This is a genomic window from Streptomyces celluloflavus (assembly GCA_000720995.1).
GTDB classification, from domain to species: Bacteria; Actinomycetota; Actinomycetes; order Streptomycetales; family Streptomycetaceae; genus Streptomyces; species Streptomyces celluloflavus.
The window spans coordinates 1-24275 of sequence record JOEL01000032.1; the positions used below are offsets into that span (position 1 = coordinate 1).

23 protein-coding genes and 3 pseudogenes are annotated in these 24275 nt (G+C 69.3%); 12 read left to right on the forward strand and 14 right to left on the reverse strand.

Annotated features, from left to right (window positions below; all coding sequences use genetic code 11):
- Positions 1-215 (forward strand): annotated as a pseudogene (locus IH09_RS24885) (ATP-binding protein); the annotation flags it as partial.
- A 92-nt stretch (positions 216-307) separates the two neighbouring features.
- On the opposite strand, the gene IH09_RS24890 reads toward IH09_RS24885, so the two are convergent.
- Both IH09_RS24890 and IH09_RS24895 read right to left on the reverse strand, forming a co-directional pair.
- The gene (locus tag IH09_RS24890) at positions 308-1642 is read right to left on the reverse strand and encodes a tyrosine-type recombinase/integrase (RefSeq protein ID WP_205379092.1); all 1335 of its coding nucleotides are present in this window, start codon (positions 1640-1642) and stop codon (positions 308-310) included.
- A complete protein-coding gene (locus tag IH09_RS24895; protein ID WP_052859769.1) occupies positions 1635-1952 on the reverse strand; it encodes a helix-turn-helix domain-containing protein in 318 nt (105 codons plus the stop codon). The genes IH09_RS24890 and IH09_RS24895 overlap by 8 nt, the downstream gene beginning before the upstream one ends.
- A gap of 422 nt (positions 1953-2374) precedes the next feature.
- On the opposite strand from IH09_RS24895, the gene IH09_RS24900 reads away from it, so the two are divergent.
- The 4 genes and pseudogenes from IH09_RS24900 to IH09_RS24915 all read left to right on the forward strand — a co-directional run bounded on the left by IH09_RS24900 (position 2375) and on the right by IH09_RS24915 (position 6989).
- Positions 2375-2605, forward strand: coding sequence for a helix-turn-helix domain-containing protein (locus IH09_RS24900; RefSeq protein ID WP_172450984.1), 231 nt, complete (start codon positions 2375-2377; stop codon positions 2603-2605).
- Positions 2606-3172: 567 nt separating this feature from the next.
- Positions 3173-4408 (forward strand): annotated as a pseudogene (locus IH09_RS24905) (DUF3631 domain-containing protein).
- A gap of 444 nt (positions 4409-4852) precedes the next feature.
- A complete protein-coding gene (locus IH09_RS24910; RefSeq protein ID WP_318279538.1) occupies positions 4853-5323 on the forward strand; it encodes a MobC domain-containing protein in 471 nt (156 codons plus the stop codon).
- The gene (locus IH09_RS24915; RefSeq protein ID WP_052859714.1) at positions 5313-6989 is read left to right on the forward strand and encodes a relaxase/mobilization nuclease domain-containing protein; all 1677 of its coding nucleotides are present in this window, start codon (positions 5313-5315) and stop codon (positions 6987-6989) included. Before IH09_RS24910 ends, IH09_RS24915 begins: the two co-directional genes overlap by 11 nt.
- Before the next feature lie 18 nt (positions 6990-7007).
- On the opposite strand, the gene IH09_RS24920 is transcribed toward IH09_RS24915, so the two are convergent.
- The 5 genes from IH09_RS24920 to IH09_RS24940 are packed head-to-tail and all read right to left on the reverse strand — an operon-like array spanning position 7008 to position 11530.
- A complete protein-coding gene (locus IH09_RS24920; protein WP_318279539.1) occupies positions 7008-7532 on the reverse strand; it encodes an AAA family ATPase in 525 nt (174 codons plus the stop codon).
- A gap of 44 nt (positions 7533-7576) precedes the next feature.
- Entirely contained in the window at positions 7577-8443 is an 867-nt protein-coding gene (locus IH09_RS24925; protein ID WP_052859716.1) for a glycosyltransferase family 2 protein, read from the reverse strand.
- Positions 8437-9675: a glycosyltransferase gene (locus IH09_RS24930; protein ID WP_052859717.1), complete on the reverse strand. Its 1239-nt coding sequence runs from the start codon at positions 9673-9675 to the stop codon at positions 8437-8439. Before IH09_RS24930 ends, IH09_RS24925 begins: the two co-directional genes overlap by 7 nt.
- On the reverse strand, positions 9672-10376 hold the full coding sequence (locus IH09_RS24935; RefSeq protein WP_110952560.1) for a hypothetical protein: 705 nt from the start codon (positions 10374-10376) through the stop codon (positions 9672-9674). The genes IH09_RS24930 and IH09_RS24935 overlap by 4 nt, the downstream gene beginning before the upstream one ends.
- Positions 10373-11530, reverse strand: a complete 1158-nt coding sequence (locus tag IH09_RS24940) for a glycosyltransferase (RefSeq protein WP_052859718.1) — start codon at positions 11528-11530, stop codon at positions 10373-10375. The genes IH09_RS24935 and IH09_RS24940 overlap by 4 nt, the downstream gene beginning before the upstream one ends.
- Before the next feature lie 147 nt (positions 11531-11677).
- Here IH09_RS24940 and IH09_RS40165 point away from each other — a divergent pair, with 147 nt between their 5' ends.
- From IH09_RS40165 to IH09_RS24955, 4 genes are all read left to right on the forward strand, one after another.
- Positions 11678-12661, forward strand: coding sequence for a helix-turn-helix domain-containing protein (locus tag IH09_RS40165; protein WP_052859719.1), 984 nt, complete (start codon positions 11678-11680; stop codon positions 12659-12661).
- Positions 12658-13227 (forward strand): peptide deformylase, encoded by a 570-nt coding sequence (locus tag IH09_RS40170; RefSeq protein WP_052859720.1) that lies wholly within the window; start codon positions 12658-12660, stop codon positions 13225-13227. Before IH09_RS40165 ends, IH09_RS40170 begins: the two co-directional genes overlap by 4 nt.
- 210 nt (positions 13228-13437) lie before the next feature.
- Entirely contained in the window at positions 13438-13848 is a 411-nt protein-coding gene (locus IH09_RS39310) for a hypothetical protein (RefSeq protein ID WP_143682201.1), read from the forward strand.
- The gene (locus IH09_RS24955) at positions 13845-14402 is read left to right on the forward strand and encodes a hypothetical protein (RefSeq protein ID WP_052859721.1); all 558 of its coding nucleotides are present in this window, start codon (positions 13845-13847) and stop codon (positions 14400-14402) included. The genes IH09_RS39310 and IH09_RS24955 overlap by 4 nt, the downstream gene beginning before the upstream one ends.
- 530 nt (positions 14403-14932) lie before the next feature.
- On the opposite strand, the gene IH09_RS24965 is transcribed toward IH09_RS24955, so the two are convergent.
- From IH09_RS24965 to IH09_RS24980, 4 genes are all read right to left on the reverse strand, one after another.
- Positions 14933-15508, reverse strand: a complete 576-nt coding sequence (locus IH09_RS24965) for a hypothetical protein (protein ID WP_052859723.1) — start codon at positions 15506-15508, stop codon at positions 14933-14935.
- Positions 15509-15538: 30 nt separating this feature from the next.
- Complete coding sequence (locus tag IH09_RS24970) at positions 15539-16192, reverse strand: hypothetical protein (protein ID WP_052859724.1); 654 nt, start codon at positions 16190-16192, stop codon at positions 15539-15541.
- Positions 16192-17643: a putative T7SS-secreted protein gene (locus IH09_RS24975; RefSeq protein ID WP_052859725.1), complete on the reverse strand. Its 1452-nt coding sequence runs from the start codon at positions 17641-17643 to the stop codon at positions 16192-16194. The genes IH09_RS24970 and IH09_RS24975 overlap by 1 nt, the downstream gene beginning before the upstream one ends.
- A 61-nt stretch (positions 17644-17704) precedes the next feature.
- Positions 17705-18001, reverse strand: a complete 297-nt coding sequence (locus IH09_RS24980) for a hypothetical protein (RefSeq protein WP_052859726.1) — start codon at positions 17999-18001, stop codon at positions 17705-17707.
- A gap of 795 nt (positions 18002-18796) precedes the next feature.
- Between IH09_RS24980 and IH09_RS24985 the strand changes: the two genes are divergently transcribed.
- Both IH09_RS24985 and IH09_RS24990 read left to right on the forward strand, forming a co-directional pair.
- Positions 18797-19264: a VOC family protein gene (locus IH09_RS24985; RefSeq protein ID WP_052859727.1), complete on the forward strand. Its 468-nt coding sequence runs from the start codon at positions 18797-18799 to the stop codon at positions 19262-19264.
- Positions 19265-19434: 170 nt separating this feature from the next.
- Positions 19435-19662 carry a hypothetical protein gene (locus tag IH09_RS24990; RefSeq protein WP_052859728.1) on the forward strand — a complete coding sequence of 76 codons (228 nt, stop codon included), beginning with the start codon at positions 19435-19437 and terminating at the stop codon, positions 19660-19662.
- Between the two features lie 115 nt (positions 19663-19777).
- Here the strand turns inward: IH09_RS24990 and IH09_RS24995 are convergent, their stop codons facing one another.
- The 3 genes from IH09_RS24995 to IH09_RS25005 form a co-directional block, all read right to left on the reverse strand.
- Complete coding sequence (locus tag IH09_RS24995; RefSeq protein WP_052859729.1) at positions 19778-20446, reverse strand: LysM peptidoglycan-binding domain-containing protein; 669 nt, start codon at positions 20444-20446, stop codon at positions 19778-19780.
- Between the two features lie 464 nt (positions 20447-20910).
- Positions 20911-22101, reverse strand: coding sequence for an MraY family glycosyltransferase (locus IH09_RS25000; RefSeq protein ID WP_094793671.1), 1191 nt, complete (start codon positions 22099-22101; stop codon positions 20911-20913).
- Between the two features lie 580 nt (positions 22102-22681).
- Entirely contained in the window at positions 22682-23221 is a 540-nt protein-coding gene (locus tag IH09_RS25005) for a DUF4232 domain-containing protein (protein WP_052859730.1), read from the reverse strand.
- Positions 23222-23598: 377 nt separating this feature from the next.
- Here IH09_RS25005 and IH09_RS40705 point away from each other — a divergent pair.
- Positions 23599-24096 (forward strand): annotated as a pseudogene (locus tag IH09_RS40705) (DUF7144 family membrane protein); the annotation flags it as partial.
- Positions 24097-24275 lie beyond the last annotated feature (179 nt).

The window sequence follows — 24275 nt, forward strand, 5'->3', positions numbered from 1 at the left end:
CCGCCCCCCGGGGGGGCGTCCCCGCCGGCCCCCTCTTCATGGGGGCCCCCACCCAGGCCCCCGCCTACGCAGAGGACGGCCGGGGCCTCTTCCTCATCGAGGCCCTCACCGACCACGTCCACTACCGCAACCGCACGGGCCGCCGGGGCGCGGTGGTCAGCTTCGACAAGATCCTCAAGTGGCGGGAGGGAGCGGCGCTGCCGATGGCGTCGTGAGGGGTCGGGTGTGAGGGTCGAGCTCTGACCTGCTGAAACCCGCTGATCTGGGTTGATTGAGCGGCGACCGGGCAGTCCACCGCGGACTGCGATCAGGCGGCCAGGGCACACGCAGGGCACATGGCGGAGGGTTCTGCCCCGGTCGGCGTGCCCTCGGAGTTCGCGGGTGCTGCGGTCGGAGTGTCTGTGCCAGCTCGGGCGAATGCCGCATCCATCGCCCGTCGCGTACGGGACTCGCTGTTCGGCATCAGATGCGTGTACGTGCGCAGCGTGAAGCCGGCGTCCGAGTGGCCGAGGTACTCGGACAGCGCCTTGATGCTCTCCCCGGCGTCGAGGAGGACGGACGCATAGGCGTGGCGGTAGGCGTGCATGCCGTCGTCGGGAGCGGCGGCGTAGCGCGGTGAGCCCTTCTCACGCGGCGGGATGACTCCGGCGTCGGCGAGGGCGCCCTTCCAGACGTACTGGTTGAAGACGCTGCGGTGGTAGGCGCGCCCCTGGTCGTCGATGAAGAGCAGCCGGTACGTGCGCGGCTCACCGTCGGGTTTGATCCACGGCAGCGCCACGGGCACCGGCGGGTACTCCTTCATATGGGCCTTGAGCGCGGCAGCGAGCCGGTCCGACATGGGGACGGTGCGAAGCCGATTGCCCTTGGGCGGGGCGAACACCATAGTCGAACGGACCAGCTTGATCTGCTGGTTGATGTGAACCACGCCGCGGTCGAAGTCGAGTTCGTCCTCGCTGAAGCCGAACACCTCGCCCTGGCGCAGCCCGCAGCCGAACGCCAACTTGCCCCCGCACTGCATGCGGTGGGGCAGCGCGGCGGTGACCGCGTGCACGCGCTCCAGACTCCACGGGATGATCTTCCGCTTCGGCTTGCTGGGTAGCTTGACCGAGCTGGACTTGCACGGATTCTTGGGCAGCAGCCCGTCCTCCACAGCGGCGTCCAGCATGGCGGAGAGTACGGAGTTGACCAGGCCGATGGTGGACGCCTCAAGGTCGGCGCCCTGGAGCTTCTTCACCCAACTCTGGATGAGCGAAGGGCGGTTGAGGGCGCGCAGCTCCAGGTGGCCCAAGTGCGGCTCGATGTGGTTGCGGACGATGCCCGTGTACGCGTCCACCGTGCCGATACCGGCGGTCGCGTCGCCGAGCCACTCGCGGGCGTACGTCTTGAGCGTCTTCTTCGCCTCCGTGGGGTCGACGTACTTGCCCTGGCGCAGGTCGTTGTCGACGGCTGCCGCAGCCGCCTCGGCGTCGACCTCGCGGTCGTAGTTCTCCTTGCGCTGCTTGCCGAACGGGTCGCGGTAGCGCAGCTGCCAGCGCTTGCCCTTGCCGTGGTCGGCCGTGGGGACCTTGCCCTTGTGCTCCGGGCACTCGTCGTCGCCTTTTTTGGGGAAGGTCTTGTGCCATCGGTCGTACACCTCAGCCAAGGAGGGCCCCCTGTATGCGGTTGAGGGTCCGGGCTGCGGAGGGAGAGACGACGCCGTGGGCTGTCCACGAGGGCAGCAAGGCAGCTGGCGGCACACCGAGGGCGGTGGCGATGGCGACGAGGTCGTCTACGTCGCAGCGGCGTCGGCCGCGTTCAGTGCGGCTGAGGGCGGTGTTGGTTATGGGGCGCCCGAGGGCGGTGCAGCGCTCGGCGAGCTGCTGCTGGGAGAGGCCGCGCGCGAGGCGCAGGCGCTCGATATTGCGCGCGGTTCGGATTCCGGCGGGGCCTATTTCAATTGGTCGGGTAGCCATGACGGATAGCTGTAACTCGAAAAGACCGGCCATGGCAAGGGGTTGCTCAAGCATCCTGGAAAACTTTTTGGCGCCGGTTATTTAGGCAGCTCGGCGAAGCCGGATTTTCATGGTATGGTCCCGCGCTGCGAAATCGGGGAGGCGTCTGATGGCCTCCGGTCTGGGGGGTCGTGGTGGTTCTGGCCTGGTGCTTCGGTGCCGGCTGGCATGCTCCGCGGGGTGGAGATGATCCGGGAAGAAGCCAGGCGGAGCCTCTCGCTTTCCGGCGTGATTTCGGCAACCGGGGATTCGGGTCTACGGTTTTGATCCCACTCGGTGAAGTGCCGTTTGGTGCGGCCGTGAAATTTCCGCACAATGCCGCTGGACGTCGCAGGCAACCTGTGGCTGTCTTGTCCATCCCGCCATTCCCGTGAAGGAGCCCCTTGCCCCGAAACCCCCACCCCGCAGCCGATGCCGGTGGTGCGGGCCGTGCGCCGCTGGCCACGCCGGAGGAGGTCGCGGTCTACCTCGGCGTGCCGGTGAAGACCCTCTACCAGTGGCGCCACCGCCGGATCGGCCCGAACGCCCTCAAGGTCGGCCGACACCTCCGCTACCGCTGGACGGAGGTGGATGCGTGGCTTACTGCCCAGTCCGCGTACGACCTCACGGCGTAGCCGGCGCCGGAGCAGCGCGGCCCTCGGCGCGCCAACGCCGAGGGCCGGAGATTCCCCTGCGCAGCACCCATCCCTGAACGAACGAGCCTGCAAGGGGCGGGACCTAGCCCGTCCTGCCCCTTGCCAGAGAGGAACGTCTATGGAGGACCCTATGTCCCCCAACACCACGGACACATCCCCCACGGTCTGGCCCACGGCCGCAATCCCCGGCCAGGGCATCCCCCAGCGTCGCGGGGACCAGGCGGATACACAGCCCCCTGCACCGGAAGGTGCGAAGCGATCGGCGGGCGTGGAAGCGCGCGGGAACCAGCGTGCCGCTGACGCGGCGGCGGGGGACCGTCCCCGCAATGTGCCCGGTCCCCGAAAGCCGCGGTCCCGATCTCCACGTCCGCTGGAAACGTGCAGGACAGCGGCGCGAAAACGGGGACCGCTCCCCAAGATGCGGGCGTTGCACCAGGGGACCGCAACGGGGACCGTGAGCCTGATCCGCGGCAGTCGCTGGGGACCGGCGGTCCCGTGGAGGAGACCGTGCAGCACAACGCCTCGGTCCCCGATGAGGGATCGGGCATCGGGGACCATTGAAGGTGCCGGCGTCGAGGCAGCCGGTGACGGTGCCGCGCTGCTGGATGAGTTGCGGGCGGCGATCGGCAAGTACGTGGTGCTGCCCAGCCAGGAGGCGCTGACCGCGGTCACTCTGTGGGTGGCGGCCACGCACATCCAGACCGCTCTGCAGCACGCGCCCCGCCTGGCGGTGATAAGTGCGACCAAGGGATGCGGCAAGTCCCGCGTGCTGGACGTGCTCTACGAGACGGTCCACGACCCGATGATGACGGTGAACACCTCTCCGGCGGTCGTCTTCCGCACGATCGGCAAGATCCCGCCCACCTTGTTGGTGGACGAGGCGGACACCATCTTCGGCCCCAAGGCGAGTGGCGACAGCGAGATCCTGCGCGGTCTGCTGAACGCGGGCCATCAGCGCAACCGGCCCGCCTGGCGGATCTCAGGTCCGGAACACAAGCCCACCCCGTTCCCACCTTCGCGATGGCCGCGATCGCGGGGATCGGTGACCTGCCCGACACCATCACAGACCGGTCGGTCGTGCTGCGGATACAAAAGCGCAAGCCCGGCGAGAAGGTCGCCCCGTTCCGCTCGCGGTACGCAGCACCTGAACTCAACGCGCTGCGCGGCCGGCTGGCCGCCTGGCTGGGGCCGCTGCGGAGCACGGCGGCCCGTACGGTGCCGCAGATGCCGGTGGAGGACCGGGCGGCGGATACCTGGGAGCCGCTGGTCATCATCGCCGACCTGGCCGGCGGTCACTGGCCCGCCCAGGCCCGTGCCGCGTGCGTGGCCATGACCCGCTTCGAGGCGGTCCAGGACGAGCAGACCAACGTGAAGGTGCGGCTGCTGCGCGACATCCACCGCATCTTCGAGCGGGCGAACAACCCCGAGGTCCTGTCCAGCCAGGACCTGGTCGCCGCGCTGATCCAGAACGCCGATGCCCCGTGGGCGGAACACGGCAATAAGGGACTGAACGCCCACCACCTGGGCTTCCTGCTGCGGGACTTCGACATCCGCCCGGCAAACTACCGCTTCGCGGGCGGCAGGCAGGCCAAGGCGTACACACGCAACCGGTTCCTGGACGGCTGGGCCCGCCACTGCCCCCACCTCACCGGGGCGACATCCGAGCCCGCACACGGCGGCGCGCCTGCCTGTCCGGCCCAGGGCAAGCCGCCTGCCGCCCCGGCAGGTTCGTTGCCCGTCGGCCCGCCAGGTGGTCCCTCCAGGGCGAAGCGAACTCTCTGATCCCACCAGGGGCGTAGTCCGTAGCAGTGCGTCGCAACCGTCCCCGCGCAGGTCAGCGCGGGGACGGACTTTCTCGCCGGGACGCTCTTCTCCGTACCTGGGCTCGTGTCCGTACCTGTGCTGACCAGGCATGGGACGCATGCAACGGACGTGACACAGCCCCACCCCCATTGCCACTGGAGCACCACCATGCACACTGACAACGACACCGACCCCGCGTCCTCCCGCCGCTGGGGATGGTTCGGCCTGGCCCGACGAACAGCAGCAAGCTGGAGCGAACGAGCCTCTAACGAGGCTTCGTCCGCGCTTGCCCCCGCCCCAGGGGTGGCGGAGGAAGAGGGGGCCGGGCGCCAGCGGGCACCCGAGCCTGGGGAGGGGAAGGCCGAGCCCAACGCCGCGCCCCACGCCGACAGCGCCGAGCACCCCGCTGTCCCGCATGCCGGCGTGCCTGCCGATGAACGACTGCCTGTCGAGCAGCCCTCGTGGCGTGAGCCTGACGCCCCGGTGCTGCCCACGCGGATGAACCGCAAGCGCACCACCGAGAAGCGCGACCGAGACAAGACCATCCGCTTCACCGCGACCGCCGTACAGACCATCGGTGACGAAGCCAAGCGGCGCGGCCAGACGTTCGCCGGGTTCGTCGGCGATGCCGCGCTCGCGGTCGCGCTAGGCAAGGCGAACATGGTCGGCAGCCCAGAGGACGACCCCATCCGCCCGCTGGTGGAAGCCATCGAGGCACACACCAAGGCGCTGAACCGGATCGGCACCAACCTCAACCAGATCACCATGGCCGTCCACTCCGGTGCGATACCCGAGCGCACCGAGGCCGTACTCGACCACATCGAGCAAGCCGCCGCGGCCAGTTACCGGCTGATGGACCAGCTCGTAGAGGAAGGTGCCGCTCATGGTGCCTGACGTCTCCACCGGCTCCGATACCCGCGGACTGATCGCTTACCTCTTCGGCCCCGGTCGCCGCGACGAACACACCGACCCCCACATCGTCGCCGCCTGGGACCTCACCGGCGCCCCGGACCCCGGCCGCGACCCCGAAGTCACCTACACCCAACTCGCCAACCGTCTCGACCACCACGTCGACCTGCGCACGCGCGAGCTGGGCGGCAAGAAGCCGCCGCAGCACGTGTGGCACTGTCCGGTGCGCACCGCGCCGGGTGACCGCTACCTGACCGATGCCGAGTGGGCCGAGGTCGCCCGCCGCGTCGTCGCCGCCACTGGCATCGCGCCCGAGGGCGACGAGAAAGCCTGCCGGTGGATCGCAGTACGGCACGCGGATGACCACATCCACATCCTGGCCACCAGCGTCCGGGCCGATGGCCGCCGGCCTCGGACGAACCGGGACGGCTGGCGGGCCCAGAAGGAGTGCCGCAGGATCGAGGCCGAGTTCGGGTTGCGCCGCCTGAAGTCCGGCGACCTCACCGCGCCCCGCACGCCGACCGGGGCAGAGCGGGCCAAGGCTGAGCGCCTGGGGCAGGACGTGACCGCGCGGGAGTGGCTGCGCGAGCAGGCGTACGCGGTCGCCGCCTCCGTACGCAGCATCGACGAGTACTTCACCGTGCTGGGCTCGCTCGGCATCCAGGTCAAGCCGCGCATCAGCGCCAAGACCGGCGAAGTGGACGGCTACAGCCTGACCGCACCCGGCGACACCATCTGGTACGGCGGCTCCAAACTCGCCCCCGACCTGTCCTACAACCGCCTGACCGAACGCCTCCCCACCCAGGAGGTGGCCGACCGACCCCAGCAGGTGGCGGACCCAGCCGGCTCGTGGCGCCGTACCGAATCCGCCGTGCGCACGGCGCGCACGGTTCTCGACGCGGGCGACGACGCCGTGGCCCAAGGGCACCTGGAAGCCTACGGTGACATCCTGCACAACCTCGCCCGCGCCACACCCGGCCCGCACCAGGAGCAACTGCAAGCGGCAGCCCAGGCGTTCAACCGCGCCCGCCGCTCGGCGATCCGGGCCGACCACCAAGCCGCCACCGAACTGCGCCGAGCCGCCAAGGAACTCGCGTACGCCCCCAACCTTCCCGGTGGCCTGGCCATCGCTGTGGTCTTCGCGGCCCTGCACGTGGCCCGCGCCGCCGCCAAGTGGCACGCACAGCGCGGCCACGAACAGCAGGCCGCCGCAGCCGAACAAGCCGTCCGCCACCTGCAGGACAGCTACCGCCAAGCGGCCGAGCCGGTCCTGGCGGACCTCACCCGCCGTGCACCCCGCCCTGCCACAGCCCGGCAATTCGAGGCAGACGTGCGGGCAGCTGTCCCCGACCACGCCGACCGCATCCTTGCCGACCCTGCCTGGCACGCCCTGGCCACCACCCTCGCCCGCGCCGAGACCGCCGGCCACCGCCCCCGCCACCTCCTGGCCGAAGTGGCCGCCCACCGAGAACTCGACACCGCAGAACGGCCCGCCGAAGTCCTCAACTGGCGCATCACCGCCCAGCCGAACAGGCGCGCACAGGCCGCCCGCGCCAGCAGCACCTGCCGCACCGCACGCACCACGCTCACACCACAGCCCGCACCCGCGGCGATGGGCGAACAGCTCGCGGATCGCCGCCGACGTCGATGACGAACACGGCCTGCCTCTTCAGCTCGACCTGGCCGAGGACAGCGCGGCCACGAGCTCGTCCTGATCGCCGGTGTAGACGATCACCTCTTCGTCTTCGGCCGGTGGGTCGAAGCGGGCGAAGAAGTCGTCGAGTGCTTCGGGTGTCACGGTGAGGGCATTGGCGTCCTCACGTTGGTTGCGCTCGGTGAGGCGCCGGAGCAGTTCCTCCCGGTCGGCGGGGAGGTAGACGACGAGGGGGTGGCCGCCCGCTTCACGGGCGGCTTGCCTCCAGGCGTCGCGGGCGCTACGGCGCCACAGCCCATGGTCGAGGACGACGTCGTGACCGGCCTCGATCTCCTTGATGAACCGCTCCCGGGTCGCCTCGACGACAGGGCGTTCGCGCTCGAAGTAGGTGTGCTCGGGATAGTCCACGCCGTACCGGCCGTGGAGGCGGTGCACCTCCTCGTCCACGGACAGCCGGATGTAGCCGTGGTCGGCCAGGGTCTTGGCGACGGTGGTCTTCCCGGAGCCGGTCAGGCCGACGAGAAGAACGGCGAGGGGCACGTGGTCATCCCTTCTGTGAGGTATCCGCGAGCTGGGCATTCTCTCTAATCCTGGCCGGTGTGCGCGTACGGCCGCCAGGTGGTGAAGATGCTGCGGGCCTCGTCAGGCCAGCTGAAGGGCATCCGGTCCAGGCTGACCCGGCGGAAGGCGAACCGCGGGTCGCTGGTGTTGATCACGCCCCGATGCTGGCCGACGTGGGCGAGCAGGCGGCTGGCCTCGTCTCGGACGGCTGGCGTCTGTTCCTGCCAGGTGCCGGAGGTGAAGTGGTGGACGCGTCGTCGGAGGTCGTCCAGGATGCCCGAGCGCCACTTGAAGTGGTGAACCGCGCAGATGCGGTCGGTGTCCGGCCGGCGACCGGGTGCCCGGTGGTTTCCGGAGGCCACAGTGACGTCGTGGCGGGCGAGGACGATCTTTCGGGGGTCGCCGTGCAGGAGCCGGTGGGTGAGGTGGCCGCCGAGGGGGTAGGCGAGGTCGAGTCCGTCTTCGGGGCTCCAGCCGGCCAGGTGTCCGCCCGCGGCCACGCGGTCGAGCATCAGCCCACCGACCACGCGGTGGCCGGACCTCTCGGCCTGGGTGATGACCTCCGGGAGCGGGGCGGGGTACTGCTGGAACTCGTCGGCGTCGGCGAGCAGATGCCAGCCCGGTCCGGCCTTGTGGCGAAGAGCGTCGCGGAGCTGGGTGTTGGTGTGCTCGTGCCACGGGCCGGTGCTGGTGCCGGTGGGAATGATGCCCAGCTCGCGGCTGGCGGCCTGGAGTTCGTGCCGACGGGCGTCGGGGACGTGATCGGGGAAGTGGAAGGCGATCAGGATTCGCTCGATGCCCAGCCGCTGGTAGTGGCGGACCCAGGCGGTCAGTAGAGGCGGCTCGACGGGGCCGATGACGGCGATCAGAGCGGGAGGCGTGCTCAGCATCGGGACTCCTTCGTACGCAGTGAGGCGAAGGTCCGGGTGAGGAAGTCGGCTTGCTCGGTGGCGGTCCACATCCCCAGCAGTCCCGGCGCCTCGGGTCCGGGCCGTGCGGGTGGCTGGCGGATCACGGCGTGCAAAGCGTCGGCGAGGCTGTCCGGGTCGCCGACGGGGAAGGTCAGGGCCCAGGGCTGCTCGCGTAGACGGGCAGTGAGATGCGGGTCGTGGTCGGAGACGATCAGGGGGACACCAAGGCGGGCGGCGTCCATCACGAGCCCGGATTCCTTGCCGACGCCTGGGTGCCGGGCTACCAGGGCAGCGTCGGCGGCGCCGTACACCAGCCGCAGCACGCTTTCCGCGACGGGGCCGACCACGAGATGCAGGTGAAGATTAGGCAGGTCCCGCCATCGTTCCAGTACGGCTGTGTCGAGTGGTTGGCCTGTGACCACGAGATGCAGCGGCTCGGTCAGGCGGGTCAGCGCAGCATGGACGGTGGCGATGTCTTTGTACGGCCACCAGCCGCCCATCAGGCACACCACAGCTTCGGCGGCGGGGATGTTGAAGGCCGCCCGGCCGCCCTCGCGTTCGGCGTCGGTCAGGCGGCGGCCGTCGTCGACCGCGAAGGCCCTCAGCACTCCGGGCAACTCAGGGAAGGCCGTGGCGAACTGATCAGCGACGGCCTGAGTCGGGTACACCGCGACAGTCCGCCCCTCGCCTCGGCGGGCGAGCCGGCCGAGCAGCCGCACGGCTGCGTCCTCGGTGGTGACCTGCTCGTGGACGAACCGCAGGTGCGGCTGGCCGCCGAGGAGGGCAGCGGCTCCGTGCAGGGCCTCGCTCGCGGTCAGGATCACCACCGCCTCGGCGCCGGGTTCCAGGTGGCGGGCCGTCCGCAGGACGGACGCTTCGGTCAGGCAGCGGGCCACCAGGGTGACCTGGTGCGGCAGCCTCCGCAGACGGCGGGGCCAGCGGCGCGAGCAGAAGACTCTCTGCCCGATCGTCGAGAGCCCGGCCGCGAGCCGGGAGGCGGCCAGCAGCACGGTCGCCAAGCGCCCAGTCGGTGCGGTCACCAGCCGGGCGCCTGCCTCGCGCAGGGCCGTGACCGCGTCGCGGGCGATCCCGTTCGGAGCGATGACCAGGCTGCCGGGCCGAGCCTGGGCGAGTGCCACCAGCGTGCGCTGATGGTGCCCGCCCAAGCGGTCGGCGTACGGCTCGATGAGTACAAGGGGGCCGCCGGTCATCCGGCCACCGCCTGATCCCCGTGGGCGGCGGCGAACCTGCTCCACAGCCAGGACGGATCGTTGAGGTGGTCGAAAACCTTTGGATCCCGGGCAGCCGCGCGGGCGAAGGCGACGCCCTCACGGGCCCCTGCCGCGGCGTAGGTGGCGAACTCCCCGTCCCGGCTGTTGATCCATGCCGCTACCCGGTGGCGGGCGTCCTCGCCCGCCATGCCGTACTCACTCCCACGCGCGAGCATCGCGCACTCGCGGAAGCCAGCCTTCCAGGCATGGAAGGGGCTCTGATTGAACTGAGTGACACCTGCGGCCTGTTCGGCGAACTCGACACGGCCGGGCAGCGCGGCCAGCACATCCACCGCCTCGCCCATCTCGCGCAGGGCACTGCGGCGGATCAGCTTCAGCCCGCCGTAGCCGTAGGTCAGGCCGTTGACCGGATTGACCGCCCGCCACACCCGCATGGACACGCCCTCGCCCAGCGGCTCGACGGCGGCCGGGTCGAAGCCGGTGTCGACGGCGAAGTCGCCGTCGGCGAGGAAGAACTGCTCGCGGTCGACGACCTCGGCGCACAGCCGGTAGGCCCGGTGCATCCCGTGCACGCCGTGCAGACGCTTGACCGTGCCGCCGAGCGTCCGCTGAAGCCGGGAGCGCAGGCGGTCGGCCATCGGCTCGTCGTAGGAGAGGAAGACCGCATCGAATTCGGTCACGAGAGGGCCTCCAAGTAGCGAGCGGCGACCAGGGCGGGAGCGAAGTCGGCAGTGGAGGCGTGAGCCCGCTTGGCGTGCACGGCGTGGAACTCGTCGTCCGTGGCGAGGCGTTCGGCCAAGGCAACGGCCTCGGCCGGAGTGGTGAAGCACAGCTCGGGGTCGATGTGCTCGGCGAGCCAGCCCAGGCGCGGGGCGATGACCGGCAGGCCCATGCCCTGGCAGTCGATCACGCTCATGGACCACGGGCAGCCGGGCCTGAACGGAGCGATGCCGAAGCGGGCGTCGGCCAGCAGGTTCCTGTAGCGGATGCGGTCGCCGCGGTCGGAGACGATCTGGAGGTGCGGCAGGGCAGCGAGCTGGTCACGCATCCGCTCGGGGCTGTCGTCCAGGCCCGTACGAGCGGCGCGGCGCTGGCCGAACAGATCCATGACCTGGAGATGCACCGCACCGGAGGCCACCAGATCTCGGGCCAGGTGTACGAACTGCTCGGTCCCATAGTGCGCGTACAGCCGGTGGTTGTAGACCCCGATCGCCGCAGCGCCTTGCTGACGGCAGGCCGTGACGGGATCACGAACCAGCCGCTCGTCACGCGGCGCGGGAACGACCCGCAACCGGTCAGCGAGGTCCACCGCCATACGGGCGGCGGCGGCCGACAGCCATGAGGCGGCCGTAGAGGAGTGCACCATCACCCGGTCACAGGCCGCCATCCCGGCGGCGAACGCCAGCAACACCGGGCGCCCCAACCCCACGTCGTTCAGCGACGGATCGAGCAGGAGCTGACCGCCACCGCTGAAGGAGAACGGCAGGTAGTGGCAGTAGCCGGCCAGCAACGCGTCAGATCCGACCTCCAACAGGGCCGTGCGGATCGCCGGCGCCTCCTCAATCTGGTTGGCCACGACGACATCCGGCTTCTCAGCGCGGACCAACGCCACCAACTCGTCGATGTCCGCGGAGAACCGGGCGCGGTACTTCGTTCCCGGCACCTTCGTCTGGTGGAAGCCGCAGCGAGCATCCCCGGCCGCAGCCGGAGCCGCGACGGTCACCTCCGCGCCAGCATCGGCCAGGGCGGGGGCGAGCAGATCCGCGAAGATCCATCCCGAATCCGCGGACAGCTGGTCAGGGTTGGAGATGTTGAGCAGGTACAGCACGCGCATGGAGCGTCGCCTCCTTCGTCTGCCCGGAAGGGTCGATCCGGGTCGGTGAGGGAAGGAAACCGGAGACGTGAGCCGTGACGGGATGATGAACTGGGATCACTCACGGTTCACTCATGCTCACCAACGAGGACGCGGGGCGGGGCTTCGATGGAAGCGCAGGACGACGACATCACCGTCGAGCAGGCGGCCGAGAATTTCGCGGCAGAGGTCGCGCGGTGGCGGGAAGTACGAGGCATGTCCAAGCGGGCCTTGGCGCAGGCCATGGGCTTCGACCCGTCGTACGTCAGCCATGTGGAATCCGGCCGCCACCGGCCCCGTGAAGAGTTCGCCCGGCTCGCCGACGAGGCCCTCAACGCAGGGAAGGCAATCTGGCGACGGTGGTGCGACTACGAGCAGGCCAAAGCCAGAGCGAAGCAGGCCCGGCGTCACCCCGCGACCCCGCCGGCTCCGCGCAGGCCCGAGCAGCCGTACGCGACCGGCTCTGCCCTCGTCGTCGAGCACGACGCCGCCCAACTCCATTACGACGGTCGCTCCTACCGGCTCACGATGCGACGGCGGCTGCGGAACACCGGCGAGGAGCCGGTGACCCGCTACCTGATCCGCATCTCCGTCGACCGCTACCCTGGCGACCCTGAACGGTCGAACGCCCACTACCGAGCACACCCGCTGACCTGGGACGAACTAGACCTCACCGCCACCTGCCGGGGCGAGGCGATGCGCTGGCAGGCCAAGCACGACCGCGACGCCTTCAAGGAAGTCTGGCTGCTCTTCGACAACGAACACGGCCGCTTCCCGCTCTACCCCGGCGAGTCCGTGTGGATCGAGTACGCCTACACCGTCGGCCACGACAAGTGGGGCAACTGGTTCCAACGAGCCGTCCGCCTCCCCACCGAGCAACTCGAAGTGCAGCTCGTCTTCCCCTCCGACCTCGACCCGGCGGTGTGGGGCACCGAGACCTCCATGACCGCCGAAGCCACCCCGCTACGCACACCTCCTGTCCGCAGTGACGACGGCGACCTACGGCAATTCACGTGGATCACGACCACACCCGCCCTGCACGCTCGGTACCGTCTGGAATGGCGGTTCCGGGCACAGCCCGAACCCGACACACAACAAGGGGAGTTCAGGTGATCGACGTGCGGCCCAGCCAGCAGATGCGAGACCTCGGGGTCGTCCAGCGCGGCGCCGGCATCCTCGCCGAACCGGCACGCGCCTTCGAGCTGCCCGCCGAGCGAGACGTAGCTGAGCACGTCGTGGACGAGCTGTTCGCTGCCATGGAGCGGATCGGTCAGGTCCACCCCTTCGCCAAAGGCATGGGTCTAGCCGCCCCGCAGATGGGCATCGGCCGCGCCGCAGCCGTCGTCCAGCCACCCGGCAACGCCCCCGCCATCACCCTGCTCAACCCGCAGATCATCATCCACTCCGAGGAGACGGACGAGCAGTACGAGGGCTGCCTGAGTTTCTTCGACGTCCGCGGCCTCGTCCCCCGACCACTGAAGATCACGGTGGAGACCACGGCCCTGACCGGAGGGACCGTGACCACGGTGTACGAACGTGGCCTCGCCCGCCTAATCCACCACGAGATCGATCACCTCGATGGACTGCTGTACATCGCCCGGATGCGAACCGGCGTCGCTCCGATCCCTGTGGAGAAGTACCGGCAGACCGGCCGAGGCTGGGTATATGACGGTGCCTGATCCAACAGCCGCTGTCCATGCATTACACGTTTGTCAACGGCCACGACGTCCGTCGGACAGGAACTGAGCCTCTGCCATGAGGTGCCATGCAGTGGCTCCTTCTCGGAGGTGAGTCGGTTCGTTGATCAGTTGTCTGAAGCGCCAGCCCATATCCCGGAGTTGCTGATTCACTATCCGTCGAAAGTGCGGACACAACGGGGAGGGGACACCGTGGACCCGACACTCATCGCCTTGGCCAGTGCGGGAGGTACCGCCGTGGTATCGGCGATGGCAACGGACGGATGGAACACGCTTCGATCAGGCGTCGTCACATTGTGGCAACAGTTTCGCCCGAACTCCGCTGGTGAACTGGAACGGGAACTTGAGACGACCCGTTCGACTCTTCTCGCAGCCCCTGCCAGCGAAGTCGAACAGGTCCGTCAGGCTCTTCAGTCCGCCTGGCAAGGGCGGATGCTGACTCTCTTCCTGGAGGATCCGGTGGCTGCATCGGAGTTCGAAGCCTTGCTGTCGAGGCTCGGGGAAGCTGGCTCGCCCCGGACGAATACCAGTTTCCACGCCGAGGTCCGTGATCACGGACGCGTGTATCAAGCCGGTGGGAATCAGTTCATCAGCGAGCGATGAGCACGGGCCACTGGGACCACGAAGACGACGCCCCTTGGCACATGCGCGCCAGCGCCGAGGATGAGGGGCGCGTCTACCAAGCAGGCCGTGATCAACACATCACGGAGTTTCACTTTCATGGCTCACCTCCTGACGTAGACGACGATGACGACGAGGATGAAGACGACGACTGGGGCTACTACGAGACGGGAGGCAGTTCCTGGGGCGGGATCTGGGAGACGTTGCTTAGCGTCCTTCTCGCCTTGGCCCCACTGCTTCCACTTTCGATCGCGGGCGCCAGCACGCGCGCCGTGTGGACCGACAAGTCCGACCCATCGACTTGGTGGTCCGTGCTCTACTCGCTGGGAGCCGTCATCGTGGGTGCAACGTGCTTCATCGTCCTTCGTGAACGCCTGTCCTACAGGTCGCACCTGATCGACAGGTTTTCCTGGCTGTACGTACCTGTGGGCCTTGGCGTCTTCGCCTACTACATCATTGGGGACCCTGCCGGGCTTCAGCTCAAGTTCATCGGTGACATCGGCCTGGAGTGTGCTCGTAAGCTCGGCTCTCTGTGATCCCCCCAAGCAAGTGCTGGCTGTCCACCAGCATCAGGAGAAAGCAGCGATGAAGGCGAAAGGCCGGCACGGTGAAGAGCACTCTCGGTGGAACATGCATGCCCAGGCCGAGGGCGAGGGACGCGTGTATCAAGCCGGTGGCGACCAGCATCTGACGATTCACGTTCAAGGAGTGGAGCCAGACTCCGGGTCAGAACCACACAGGCTGGGCGCACTAATGCCGCTCGTCAGACTGGCCCAGTTTGTATTAGTCCTCGCCTTCGTCGTCTGTGCCATGGCCACCGGTCTGGTCCTCTACAGTGGCGGCTTCACAGTCGAGTTCCTTAAGGGCCTAGGGCTCACCTCAGGAATCCTGGCGCTGCTGTTGGTCGTCGAGCGAATGACAACGGGTCGCTGGCACAGGTGGTCACGCCCGCGCCGGTGAGCAGCGCGCCGGTAGGTGCCTTCCGTGAACTGATCGTTCGAGGGACGATACCGGGTCTCCGACACGGGCGTTCCGGGGGCTTGGGGACTATGAGCTGGTCGCCGGGTCACCGCTCCCAGTACTTCGCCACCGCCTGCGCGTACGCTACCCGGTGGTCGAGCCCGTCACCCGGGACACGGAACCGGCCGCGCGCGGACTCGGTCAGGGCCGCTCGGCTGAAGGGCTCACCCGGTCGCTTCCAGGCCGTTCGCAGTGGGGAGCCGATGCCGTCGAAGGGGACGTCGGAGAGCGCCATGCCAACCAGGTAGAGCAGGACGAACGGCAGCAGCACCAGCCACAAGAGCAGGGATGGCGCAGTCCCTTCCCGACCGCGCAGCACCGTGCCGTCGGGCAGGTGGATCTCGTACGTGGGCCGCCGCCGCTTCTTGCGTGGCGGCAGGCGCAGTTCAGCCAGGTGCTCGTGGTCCGGGGTGAGCACGGCGAGGTGGCCGCCGTTCTGCCGGACGATCACGGCGAGTGGCTCGGCACCGGCAGGGTCGGCGGCGAGGGTGAAGCGTGGCTTGCATCCGTCGGGTAGAGGGTGACCGTTGGGGGCGCCATGGTGTACGTGGACGGCGGCGGCATCTCGGGGGCGCAGTTCGTAGCGCTTGGCGTCGGGGTGGCGGGTGAAGGTGAGCGTCATGGAGTGTCTCGTCTCGTCATGTCGGATCTCCTAACCGAACACCGCGCGCACGTCGCCGGCCGCTGGCGGCTCCGGAAGGTCGTCCGCCTGCTCCGCCGGGCGGATGACCAAGGACTCACCGATCTGCCGCAGGATGCCCGTGTACCGCGGCAGGTCGTCGAAGCACGGCGTCGTGAGAGCGAGCACCACCAGCCAGCCCCGGACCGGAGCGGGTATGTACAACTCGACGTGGGCGAACCCCAGTGACGGAAGGACGGCCTCGCCCTCCGTCTCGGTGGCGTGCAGGGAGAGCACGGCTGGGCCGCAGGGCAGGTCCACCCGGGCGACGCTGCGGTGCTCGTCGAAGGAGAGCGTCTCTTGGAATGATGCGGCGACGATTTCCGGCTCCTCCGGGTCCACGGCATCCGCCCGTACCAGGAGGTGGGCGGTGCTCGCGGCGCCGTCCTCCGTCTCGTAGAGGGCGACGGACGCGTGAAGGACGTTGTCGGCGGTCAGAGCCGTCGTGAGGTCGGAATAAACGACGGCGGTGGTCTCGCGCTGGAACTCCGTACCGCCCGGCCAGATCTTCTCCGCCAGCTCCCACAAGGCGGCGTCGAGAACGTCCGGCGGGAGGTGCAGCGGCAGCTCGTGGAAACCCTCTGGAGTGTCCAGGGTGAGCGACACATTCTGCGGGTACGCGGACATCAGAGCCTCCCCGCAGCCGGCGTACTGGGATCAGTGAGCTGGCTGTGGGCGTCGATGGCCACACCCGGCACCTGCTGGGCCAACTGCGGGCCCTTGGACCACCAGGAGAGCGGGTCGATGGATCCATCGGCTCTCATGGCCCCGCGCAGGGACGTCTTGACAGCTTCGGGCGTGAGGCCGCTGTCGAGAACCTTGGTGAGGCCCTTGCTGAGCCCCGCCTCCTTGAGGCTCGCCCCCGCGACATCCTGGACGTGGCTGGTCCACGCCAGCTTCATGCGGTTGCCGAACCCGGTGGTGGTGAAGACCTCGCTGCCGTGCACGTACTCCGGACCCCTCCCGAAGACTGACCTGCCCGTCAGGGCCCGGCCGGTGAATCCGGCGTCCCGCAGGGCCTCGATCTTCTTGACCTTGTCGATGGAGTTGATGGTGCGGCCTTCAATCTGCGCCACTTTCATGGACACCTTGGCCCCCTTCGCCGCGACGGTGCCGAACTTCCCGAACGGGATCACCCCGATACCGTCGCCCACGAGGTCCATCACCCCTACGTCCGCGCCGCCGAGCTTCGCCGCCCCGTGCGTGGCGAGGGCTCCGAGGGAGGCACCCGCGCTGGCGAGGGCCAAGGCGCCGGAGAGCGGCGGGCACCACAGGGTGAGCAGTGAGGCGACACCCAGGATGCTGGAGGCGATCGAGAGCCAGTCGCCGATCTCTTTCAGCAGGTCGGCGTGTTTGGTGCACCATTCTTGGATGCTGTGGCCCATGCGGGTGAAGAAGTCGCCAAGGCTTTCCCAGAACCCCGGGTCAGGTGCGTTCTCCGTGGCTCGCCGGATGCGGTCGGCGACGCCCCGAGCCTCGTCCTGGTGGTTGCCGAGGAGTTCCTCGGCCTTCTTGACGATCGCCTCCAGCTCGTGGGTGGCGGAGTCCAGACGGCTGCGGGCGGAGTCGAGGGCCGTGTCCGCCTTGTCCAGACGATCGCTCGCCGCGTCTATCCTCTTCTGCGCGGAGTCCAGGGCAGCCTGGTCGGTGTAGTAGGCGCCCGCCAGGCGCAGGTCCGGGTTGGCGGCAGCCTCGTTGTACGCCTTGACCGCGTGCTCGCTCTCGGTTTTTCGGGTGGCCACCGTCTGCTTGGCCGCGGCAGCCTCCGATTCGTACTGACGCCCCTTGGTCTGGTACGAGGAGAGTGCGGTATGCCAGGAGCGGAGCTGGGTGACGGCGTCGCGCATGGCATCGCGGCTGTCGCTCACGTACTTCGGCAGATCGCCGACCTTCTCCGCGAACGCCTTCGCCGCGTCGCCCTCCCAGTCGCCGCCGCCCTTGCCGATGCGGGACAGGACGGCGTGGGCGGAGTCCAGGGAACGCTTGGCCGTGTCGAGCTTGCCGGTGAGGGAGTCGATGGAACCCAGCTCGCCGGGCGCCGGGTTGAAGCCGAGGGCGGGGAAGTCTCGCGTGGTCATGGAGGCACCTGCCGGAGGTCAGAGAGAGGGACGGTTCGGGTGAACGCGAACTGTGCGGCGCCTACTTGGCGTTCTTCGCGAAGGCGTCACGAAGTGCGTGCTCCAACGACTCGTAGTTCTGCTTGACCTGCTTCAGCTTCTCCTCGATCGCCTGGGTACCATCGGCGATCTTCTTGATGGCGTTGTCCCAGCTGTCGTGGAACTCGTCGCAGGCGTTGTCCAGGGCCTCCGCTCCCGTCGACTTCGGGCCGGTGTCCTTCATCGCGCCGAGCGCCTTGCGCATGTTGTCCTGGCTGTCGTGCAGGTCCTTCAGCAGGCGTCCGAGATTGTCCGCCTCGACCTTGAAATAGCCCCCCATACGCCCTCCCCGGCGTTCCCCGTATCTGTGCACAGTCGCCCGACACGCTACCGTCGGATGGATGTTCGGTCGCGCGGGGGTTGTTGGGACTCTGCGGAGTCGAGCAAGTGGCGGGTGTGCCCTCGCAGGGCACACCCAGGGCACAACACACCGAAAAACCGTGCGGACCGGTGAGAACTACCGAGCGTAGTTTTCCCTGGTCCGCAGGGTTTTCGCGGCGAAGTCGCAGGTCAGCCCCCGCCCCACCCCATTTGATCCTCAAGTGGCGCGAGGGGGCGGCGCTGCCGATGGCGTCGTGAGGGGAGCTGTCCGCCACCGGCCCCGCGAAGAGTTCGCCCGGCTCGCCGACGAAGCCCTGAACGCAGGGAAAGCGATCCGGCGACGGTGGTGCGACTACGAGCAGGCCAAGGCCAGGGAGGGGCAGGCCCGGCGCCCTCCCGCAGCCACACCGGCTCAGCGCAGGCCCGAGCAACCGTACGCGACCGGCTCTGCCCTCGTCGTTGAGCAGGACGCCGCCCGGCTCCGGTACGACGGTCGCTGTCACCGGCTCACGATGCGACGGCTGAAGGACTGCTGTACACCGCACGGCTGCGGACCGGTATCGAGCCGATCCCGGTGGAGGAGTACCGCCAGACCGGCCGAGCCTGGGTGTACGACCGCGCCTGACCCTCCTCGCTGTCCCTGCGCAGGCACCGTCCAATCCCACGGAACAGGATCTCGACGAGCTGTGGTCGTAGTTCCGCCTCCTCGATCCGTCCCCCAGCGCGGTAGCGGGCCCGAGCGTACGGTGGGTGGATGGGCCTGACGATGCGTGTGGTCGAGCTGGAGTGCACCGATCCCCTCAAGCTGGGCGAGTTCTGGAGCGCTGTCCTGGAGGCCCCTGTCGGGCCGGGGAAGGACGGGGTGAACATCGCCCCGCGCGGTGGGGGAGAGATGCGGCTTTACCTGGTGGAGGAGCGCGCACCGGGGCATCCGCGGAGCCGAACGCGTCTGTGGCTCAACCCCGTTGAGGGAGCATGGGAGGCGGAGGTAGCCCGACTGACGGGCTTGGGCGCGAGGGTCGTGGAGAAGTACTGGACGAACCGGAGCTGCGGACTGGCCGTGGTGGTGCTGGCCGATCCCGAGGGCAACGGATTCTGCGTCGAGTCCAGCGACAGGGAAGTCGCTGAGGTCGTGCGGCGCTTCGAAGACCCGTCAGATGATCTCGACGGGCTGGGACCCGGGCCCGAGTCCACCGGCTTCGTCGGCATCGATGTCCCCTAGGCAGCCGGCAGCGCCGGGTCTGCGGGGGAACCTCAGAGTACGAACTGAAGGTCGACGGCAAGACGGTCAGCAAGGAGTTCCGTGACTGCTACGGCAAGGGGGGCGAGTCCGCCGGTGACGGCCGCTTCGACGGCTAGCGTGAGGACAAGACCAAGAAGCCGTGGGCGCTGATGGGAGACAGGGGTGGCAAGGACAATCTTTTTGTCACGATGCAGAGCTATATGCCACCCACCCAGCTTGCCTTCTCGGTGAACACCCCTTGCTTCCTGCCGCCCGGCACGAAACAGGAGCAGGTATCCGCCCCGGCACCCGACGCCATCGCCGTCGTACCGGAGGACCCTCGCCGCGCCCCGGCGGAGCCCACCGGGGCCGCATACCCCGACAGCCCCTTCGGGTAGACCACCCGTGCACCGGTCCCGGACCGCCCCGGAGCCGTATGGCACGGACCGCGCGGCGGCCATGTCCTCGGGACATGGCCGCCGGTGGGACTGCGGGCGCTGGGCGGTGGCGGGGTCAGGCGTGCAGGCGTAGTCGCTGGCCCGGGTAGATGTGGTCCGGGCCCTCGTCGAGGGTGGGTTTGTTCAGGTCGTACAGGGCCTGGGTGCCGCCCGGGACGGCGGTGCGCTGGGCGATGGTGGAGAGGCAGTCGCCCGGCTGCACGACGTAGGTGTGGTCGGTGGTGGCGCCGGGTGTGGTGGGGCGGCGGTGGTGCGTACGGGGTGCCGACGGGGACCGGGGAGCGGTGGTGCCGGCGGTGCTTTTGCCGGTGGTGTTACCGGTGTTGCCGCCGGTACTCGTCGCCTGGGGGGACTTGGCGCTCGGTGCGCCGCGGCGTCCGCAGACGGGCCACTGCGTCAGACCACGGTCCTGGGCGATGCGTTCGCCGACGGCGATCTGCTGCTCGCGCGAGGCGAGGTCGGCCCGGGGGGCGTAGCGCTTGCCGCCGTAGGCCCGCCAGGTCGCGGGGGCGATCTGGAGGCCGCCGTGGTAGCCGTTGCCGGTGTTGGTGTGCCAGCGGCCGTTGCTCTCACAGGCGGCGATGGACTCCCAGTCGACTCCTGGTGGAGCGGATGGTCCGAAGTCCGCCGCAGCGCTGCGGCCGGTGGGGCCGAGGACGCTCAGCAGGGCCAGCAATACGGACGCGCTCGTTCCGACGGACCGCTTGGCGAGGGGCGACGACATGAGACTCCTTCGCTGTGCTCCGGCAACACCGTGGCGCAGTGCTCGCCACGGCCGATGGGCACACACCAAGTAACCCGCCAATACGTTTTTCGGCATGTCTGGTGAGTCCGACGGAGCGTGTTTCACTCGGGTGGCCGCATGGATCTGACAGGGCGTCATGGGCGTGGTAGATGCGTTGACGCGGTGTCAGGGCAAGGTGTCGGTGCGCGGCGTTACGGGACGAACGTCACGGGATGGGCGGTAGGGGGTGCGCGGTGCGACACGGGGCGGGCGACGGGGATGGAGGCGGGAACGGGGCGACCGGGAACGGAGGACACGGGACGGGCGTTACGCACAGGTCCCCGCAGGTCCCCGCAGGTCCCCGCAGGTCCCCGCAGGTCCGGGAGCTCGCGTAGGCCCGGAAGCCCCCGCCCGCCCCGCCGACCCCGTAGGCCCCATGCGTCCGTGTCCCCGTCACACCAGACCTACCGGCCCGGCAGCCCCGCCGCGCGGCGCCGGTAGCGGGGTGGTACCAGCCGCTGTGCCCAGACGGGGGCCCGTGGGGTGAAGCGCGGCAGCAGGAGCAGGACCAGGCCGACCGCGCTCAGCAGCACGATGACCAGCACTATCCAGATGCTGGCGTTCCGTACGGAGTAGGCGACGGTGCCGAACGCGAAGAGCGCGGACCAGAAGTACAGGATCAGCACGGTGCGGCTGTGCGAATGGCCGATCTCCAGCAGCCGGTGGTGCAGATGCCCGCGGTCGGCGGCGAACGGGGACTGGCCGTTCCACGTACGGCGCACGATGGCCAGGATCAGGTCGGCGGCCGGGATCGCGATCACGGTGAGCGGCAGCAGGAGCGGGATGTAGACCGGAACCATTCCGCGGGTGGCGGCGCGCTCCGAGCCGGCGAACAGCTTGAGCGCGTCCGGGTCCAGCTGGCCCGTCAGGGAGATCGCGCCCGCCGCCAGCACCAGACCGATCAGCATCGACCCGGAATCGCCCATGAAGATCCGCGCCGGGTGCATGTTGTGCGGCAGGAAGCCCAGGCACATGCCCATCAGGACGACGGAGAAGAGGGTCGCCGGCGCGGCCTCCTGGATGCCGTAGCCGAACCACATCCGGTACGCGTACAGGAAGAACGCCGCGGCAGCGATGCAGACCATGCCGGAGGCCAGCCCGTCCAGGCCGTCGACGAAGTTGACGGCGTTGATGGTGATGACGATCAGAGCGACGGTCAGCAGGGTGCCCAGCGGGCGGTTGAGCGAGACGGTGCCGAGGCCCGGTACCGGGATCCACAGGATCGTCAGCCCCTGGAACACCATCACGCCCGCGGCGATCATCTGGCCGCCCAGTTTCGCCAGTGCGTCCACGCCCCACTTGTCGTCCAGGACCCCGAGCAGCCAGATCAGCGCGGCGCCGGTGAGCAGTGCGCGGGGTTCGTTGTAGTCCTCGAAGACGCGGCGCAGGCCGGGGAGATGGGAAGCGACCAGGAATCCCGCGCACAACCCGCCGAACAGGGCGATCCCGCCGAGTCGCGGGGTCGGCTCGCGGTGCACATCACGCGCCCGGATCTCCGGCATCGCGCCGGCCGCGATCGCGAACTTCCGCACCGGCCCGGTCAGCAGGAAGGTGACCGCAGCGGTGACGCAGAGCGCCAGCAGGTATTCACGCACGGGAACCTCGTGGGTGGAGGGTAAGACGGGTAAGTCGGGTGTGCCGGGTCGGCAGGTAAGACGTCGGTCGTACGGGGATGGTTCGTCTGCCGCTCGTGATCCGGGGTGACGGTTGGCCCGGAGCGCGGTCGGCAGGGGACGTTCGGTGATCGTGGAGGATACGCCACGGCACTCGCCGGGACGGGGTGTACGACACCGCGGCCGGCACCGGCGCCACCGGGCCACGCCCTGCCGAGCGGCGTCTCGCGGTGCCTCGCCGGGCATCGGGCGCCGGTCCGGGGCCGGCCCGAGAGTCATACCTGAGGGTCATCCCCGAGGACATGTCCGGGGGTCATACCTGAGGGTCACTGCGGTGGCATGTCCAGCGGCATACCTGGGGCATGTCCGGCGGCACACCTGCGGATTCCGCACCGACAGGGAACCGGAGGGGACGGGCGAGGGGACAGGCGTGAGGACAGGACAGGGGAGGGGACAGTGGGGGAGGGCACCGGTCCGGCGCCCTCCCCCACTGTCCCCTCTTATCCCCTGCCCGCTTTTACGGCGTGCGGCCCCGACGTTCACGGCTGCACGCAGTCGGGCTTCACCCCTCGGTGCCCGGGGTGACGGCGCTGACGGTGAAGACGCCGCCGCACACCCGGAGCCCCTGGGTACGCAGGGTCATCGCGTCCTTGGAGTTGGGCGCGTAGACGTGCACTATCTTCCCGGTGGTCCAGCACGGGGTGTCGTTGAGGCCCTCGTTGATCGTGCGCAGGGTGGCATGGGCGCTCTTGCCGGGGGCCAGTTCGACCGTCTGCCCCGCAGCGCCCTCGCGGGTCGCGGGCGCGCCGATCTTCTGTCCGTCACCGGCCAGCAGCGAGACGCCGGGGAAGCCGCGGAGCGAGCAGGTGTTCTTGCCCTTGTTGGTGAAGACCAGCGGGTAGCGGATGTTCCCGGCGCCCGGGTCGGAGTCGCCGAGGCGCAGGCCCAGGTCCTTGGCCGCGCAGGTGGCGGACGCGGGCTGCGGGGCGCTGCCGGACTGCGCGGAGGCGGTGCCGGCGGTGACCGCGAGCGCCGTGGCGGCGATCAGCGAGGCGGCGGCGACACGGTGGCCGCGGCGGAAGGCGCTGCTGGTGAGCGACATCAAGCTCTCTCCATGGGGGTGCGTACGTGCTGTCCGTCGGGTTGTGCGCGCCCAGCTTGATCACCCCCGCTGACGATCGGCTAACGCTTCACTAACGGGAACGCGGGACCGAGGGGAAACCGGACACGGCACCAACGGAACGCGCCAACACGGGAGTTGACGGCAGGCGCCCGCCCGGGATCGGGCGTCATGCGACTACCGCTGATCCGGCACGGTGAGTCCGCGCGTACGCGGCTCGGTCGGGTCGCGGGGGAGCGCGGCTGCCCCGGGCCGACCCCGTTCCGCGCACCGCCGCCGCGTCACCCGAACGGCCCCGCTGTGGTCGCCGGGCCGGCCACCCGGTCGCACCGTGGGAGGCCACTGACAGGAGGCCCGCCATGGCCGGTACATCCCCCACCCCGGAGACGCCCGGACCCGGACCCGGAATGGGACCCGGACCCGGAACGGGACCCGGACCCGGAACCGGCAGCAGTGCCGAGCGCGGCAGACACGGCGGCGGCAGGCACGGTGCCGGCCGCCGCGCATGGGCGAGTGGCGGCACGATGTTCGCCGGTGTGCTGATGCTCGTGTACGGCGTGATCGCGGTGCTCGTCGGCATCGTGAGCATCGTCGAGACCGACGTGTACGCCCGGGTCGGCACCTACCTCTTCCGGTTCGACATCGCCATCTGGGGATGGATCCACCTGATCATCGGCGTCATCGTCGCCCTCACCGGACTCAGCATCCTGCGGCACGTACCCGGGGCGAAAACGGTCGGTGTGGGGATCGTGAGCATCGCGCTGATCGCCAACTTCTTGTGGCTGCCGTACCAGCCGCTCTGGGCGCTGGTCGCGATCGCGATCGACATCTTCATCATCTGGGCGCTGTGCACCGACCTCGATCTGCCCACCGCGGACCGTCCGTCCACCGCGGACCGTCCGCCTACTGCAGAGAGCTCGTCCACTGCCGACCGTCCGCCCACTGCCGAGAGCCCGCCCACTGCCGACCGTCCGCCCACCGCCGAGAGCCCGCCCACTGCCGGCGGTCCGCACCCCGGCTGACGGTCCGCACCCAG

Bases quoted from the DNA above. Each gene is read 5' to 3' on its own strand.
- IH09_RS24895 (WP_052859769.1), bottom strand. From the start codon at position 1,952: ATGGCTACCCGACCAATTGAAATAGGCCCCGCCGGAATCCGAACCGCG.
- IH09_RS24915 (WP_052859714.1), top strand. From the start codon at position 5,313: ATGGTGCCTGACGTCTCCACCGGCTCCGATACCCGCGGACTGATCGCT.
- IH09_RS24925 (WP_052859716.1), bottom strand. From the start codon at position 8,443: ATGCTGAGCACGCCTCCCGCTCTGATCGCCGTCATCGGCCCCGTCGAG.
- IH09_RS24930 (WP_052859717.1), bottom strand. From the start codon at position 9,675: ATGACCGGCGGCCCCCTTGTACTCATCGAGCCGTACGCCGACCGCTTG.
- IH09_RS24940 (WP_052859718.1), bottom strand. From the start codon at position 11,530: ATGCGCGTGCTGTACCTGCTCAACATCTCCAACCCTGACCAGCTGTCC.
- IH09_RS40165 (WP_052859719.1), top strand. From the start codon at position 11,678: ATGGAAGCGCAGGACGACGACATCACCGTCGAGCAGGCGGCCGAGAAT.
- IH09_RS24955 (WP_052859721.1), top strand. From the start codon at position 13,845: ATGAGCACGGGCCACTGGGACCACGAAGACGACGCCCCTTGGCACATG.
- IH09_RS24965 (WP_052859723.1), bottom strand. From the start codon at position 15,508: ATGACGCTCACCTTCACCCGCCACCCCGACGCCAAGCGCTACGAACTG.
- IH09_RS24970 (WP_052859724.1), bottom strand. From the start codon at position 16,192: ATGTCCGCGTACCCGCAGAATGTGTCGCTCACCCTGGACACTCCAGAG.
- IH09_RS24975 (WP_052859725.1), bottom strand. From the start codon at position 17,643: ATGACCACGCGAGACTTCCCCGCCCTCGGCTTCAACCCGGCGCCCGGC.
- IH09_RS24980 (WP_052859726.1), bottom strand. From the start codon at position 18,001: ATGGGGGGCTATTTCAAGGTCGAGGCGGACAATCTCGGACGCCTGCTG.
- IH09_RS24985 (WP_052859727.1), top strand. From the start codon at position 18,797: ATGGGCCTGACGATGCGTGTGGTCGAGCTGGAGTGCACCGATCCCCTC.
- IH09_RS24990 (WP_052859728.1), top strand. From the start codon at position 19,435: ATGGGAGACAGGGGTGGCAAGGACAATCTTTTTGTCACGATGCAGAGC.
- IH09_RS24995 (WP_052859729.1), bottom strand. From the start codon at position 20,446: ATGTCGTCGCCCCTCGCCAAGCGGTCCGTCGGAACGAGCGCGTCCGTA.
- IH09_RS25005 (WP_052859730.1), bottom strand. From the start codon at position 23,221: ATGTCGCTCACCAGCAGCGCCTTCCGCCGCGGCCACCGTGTCGCCGCC.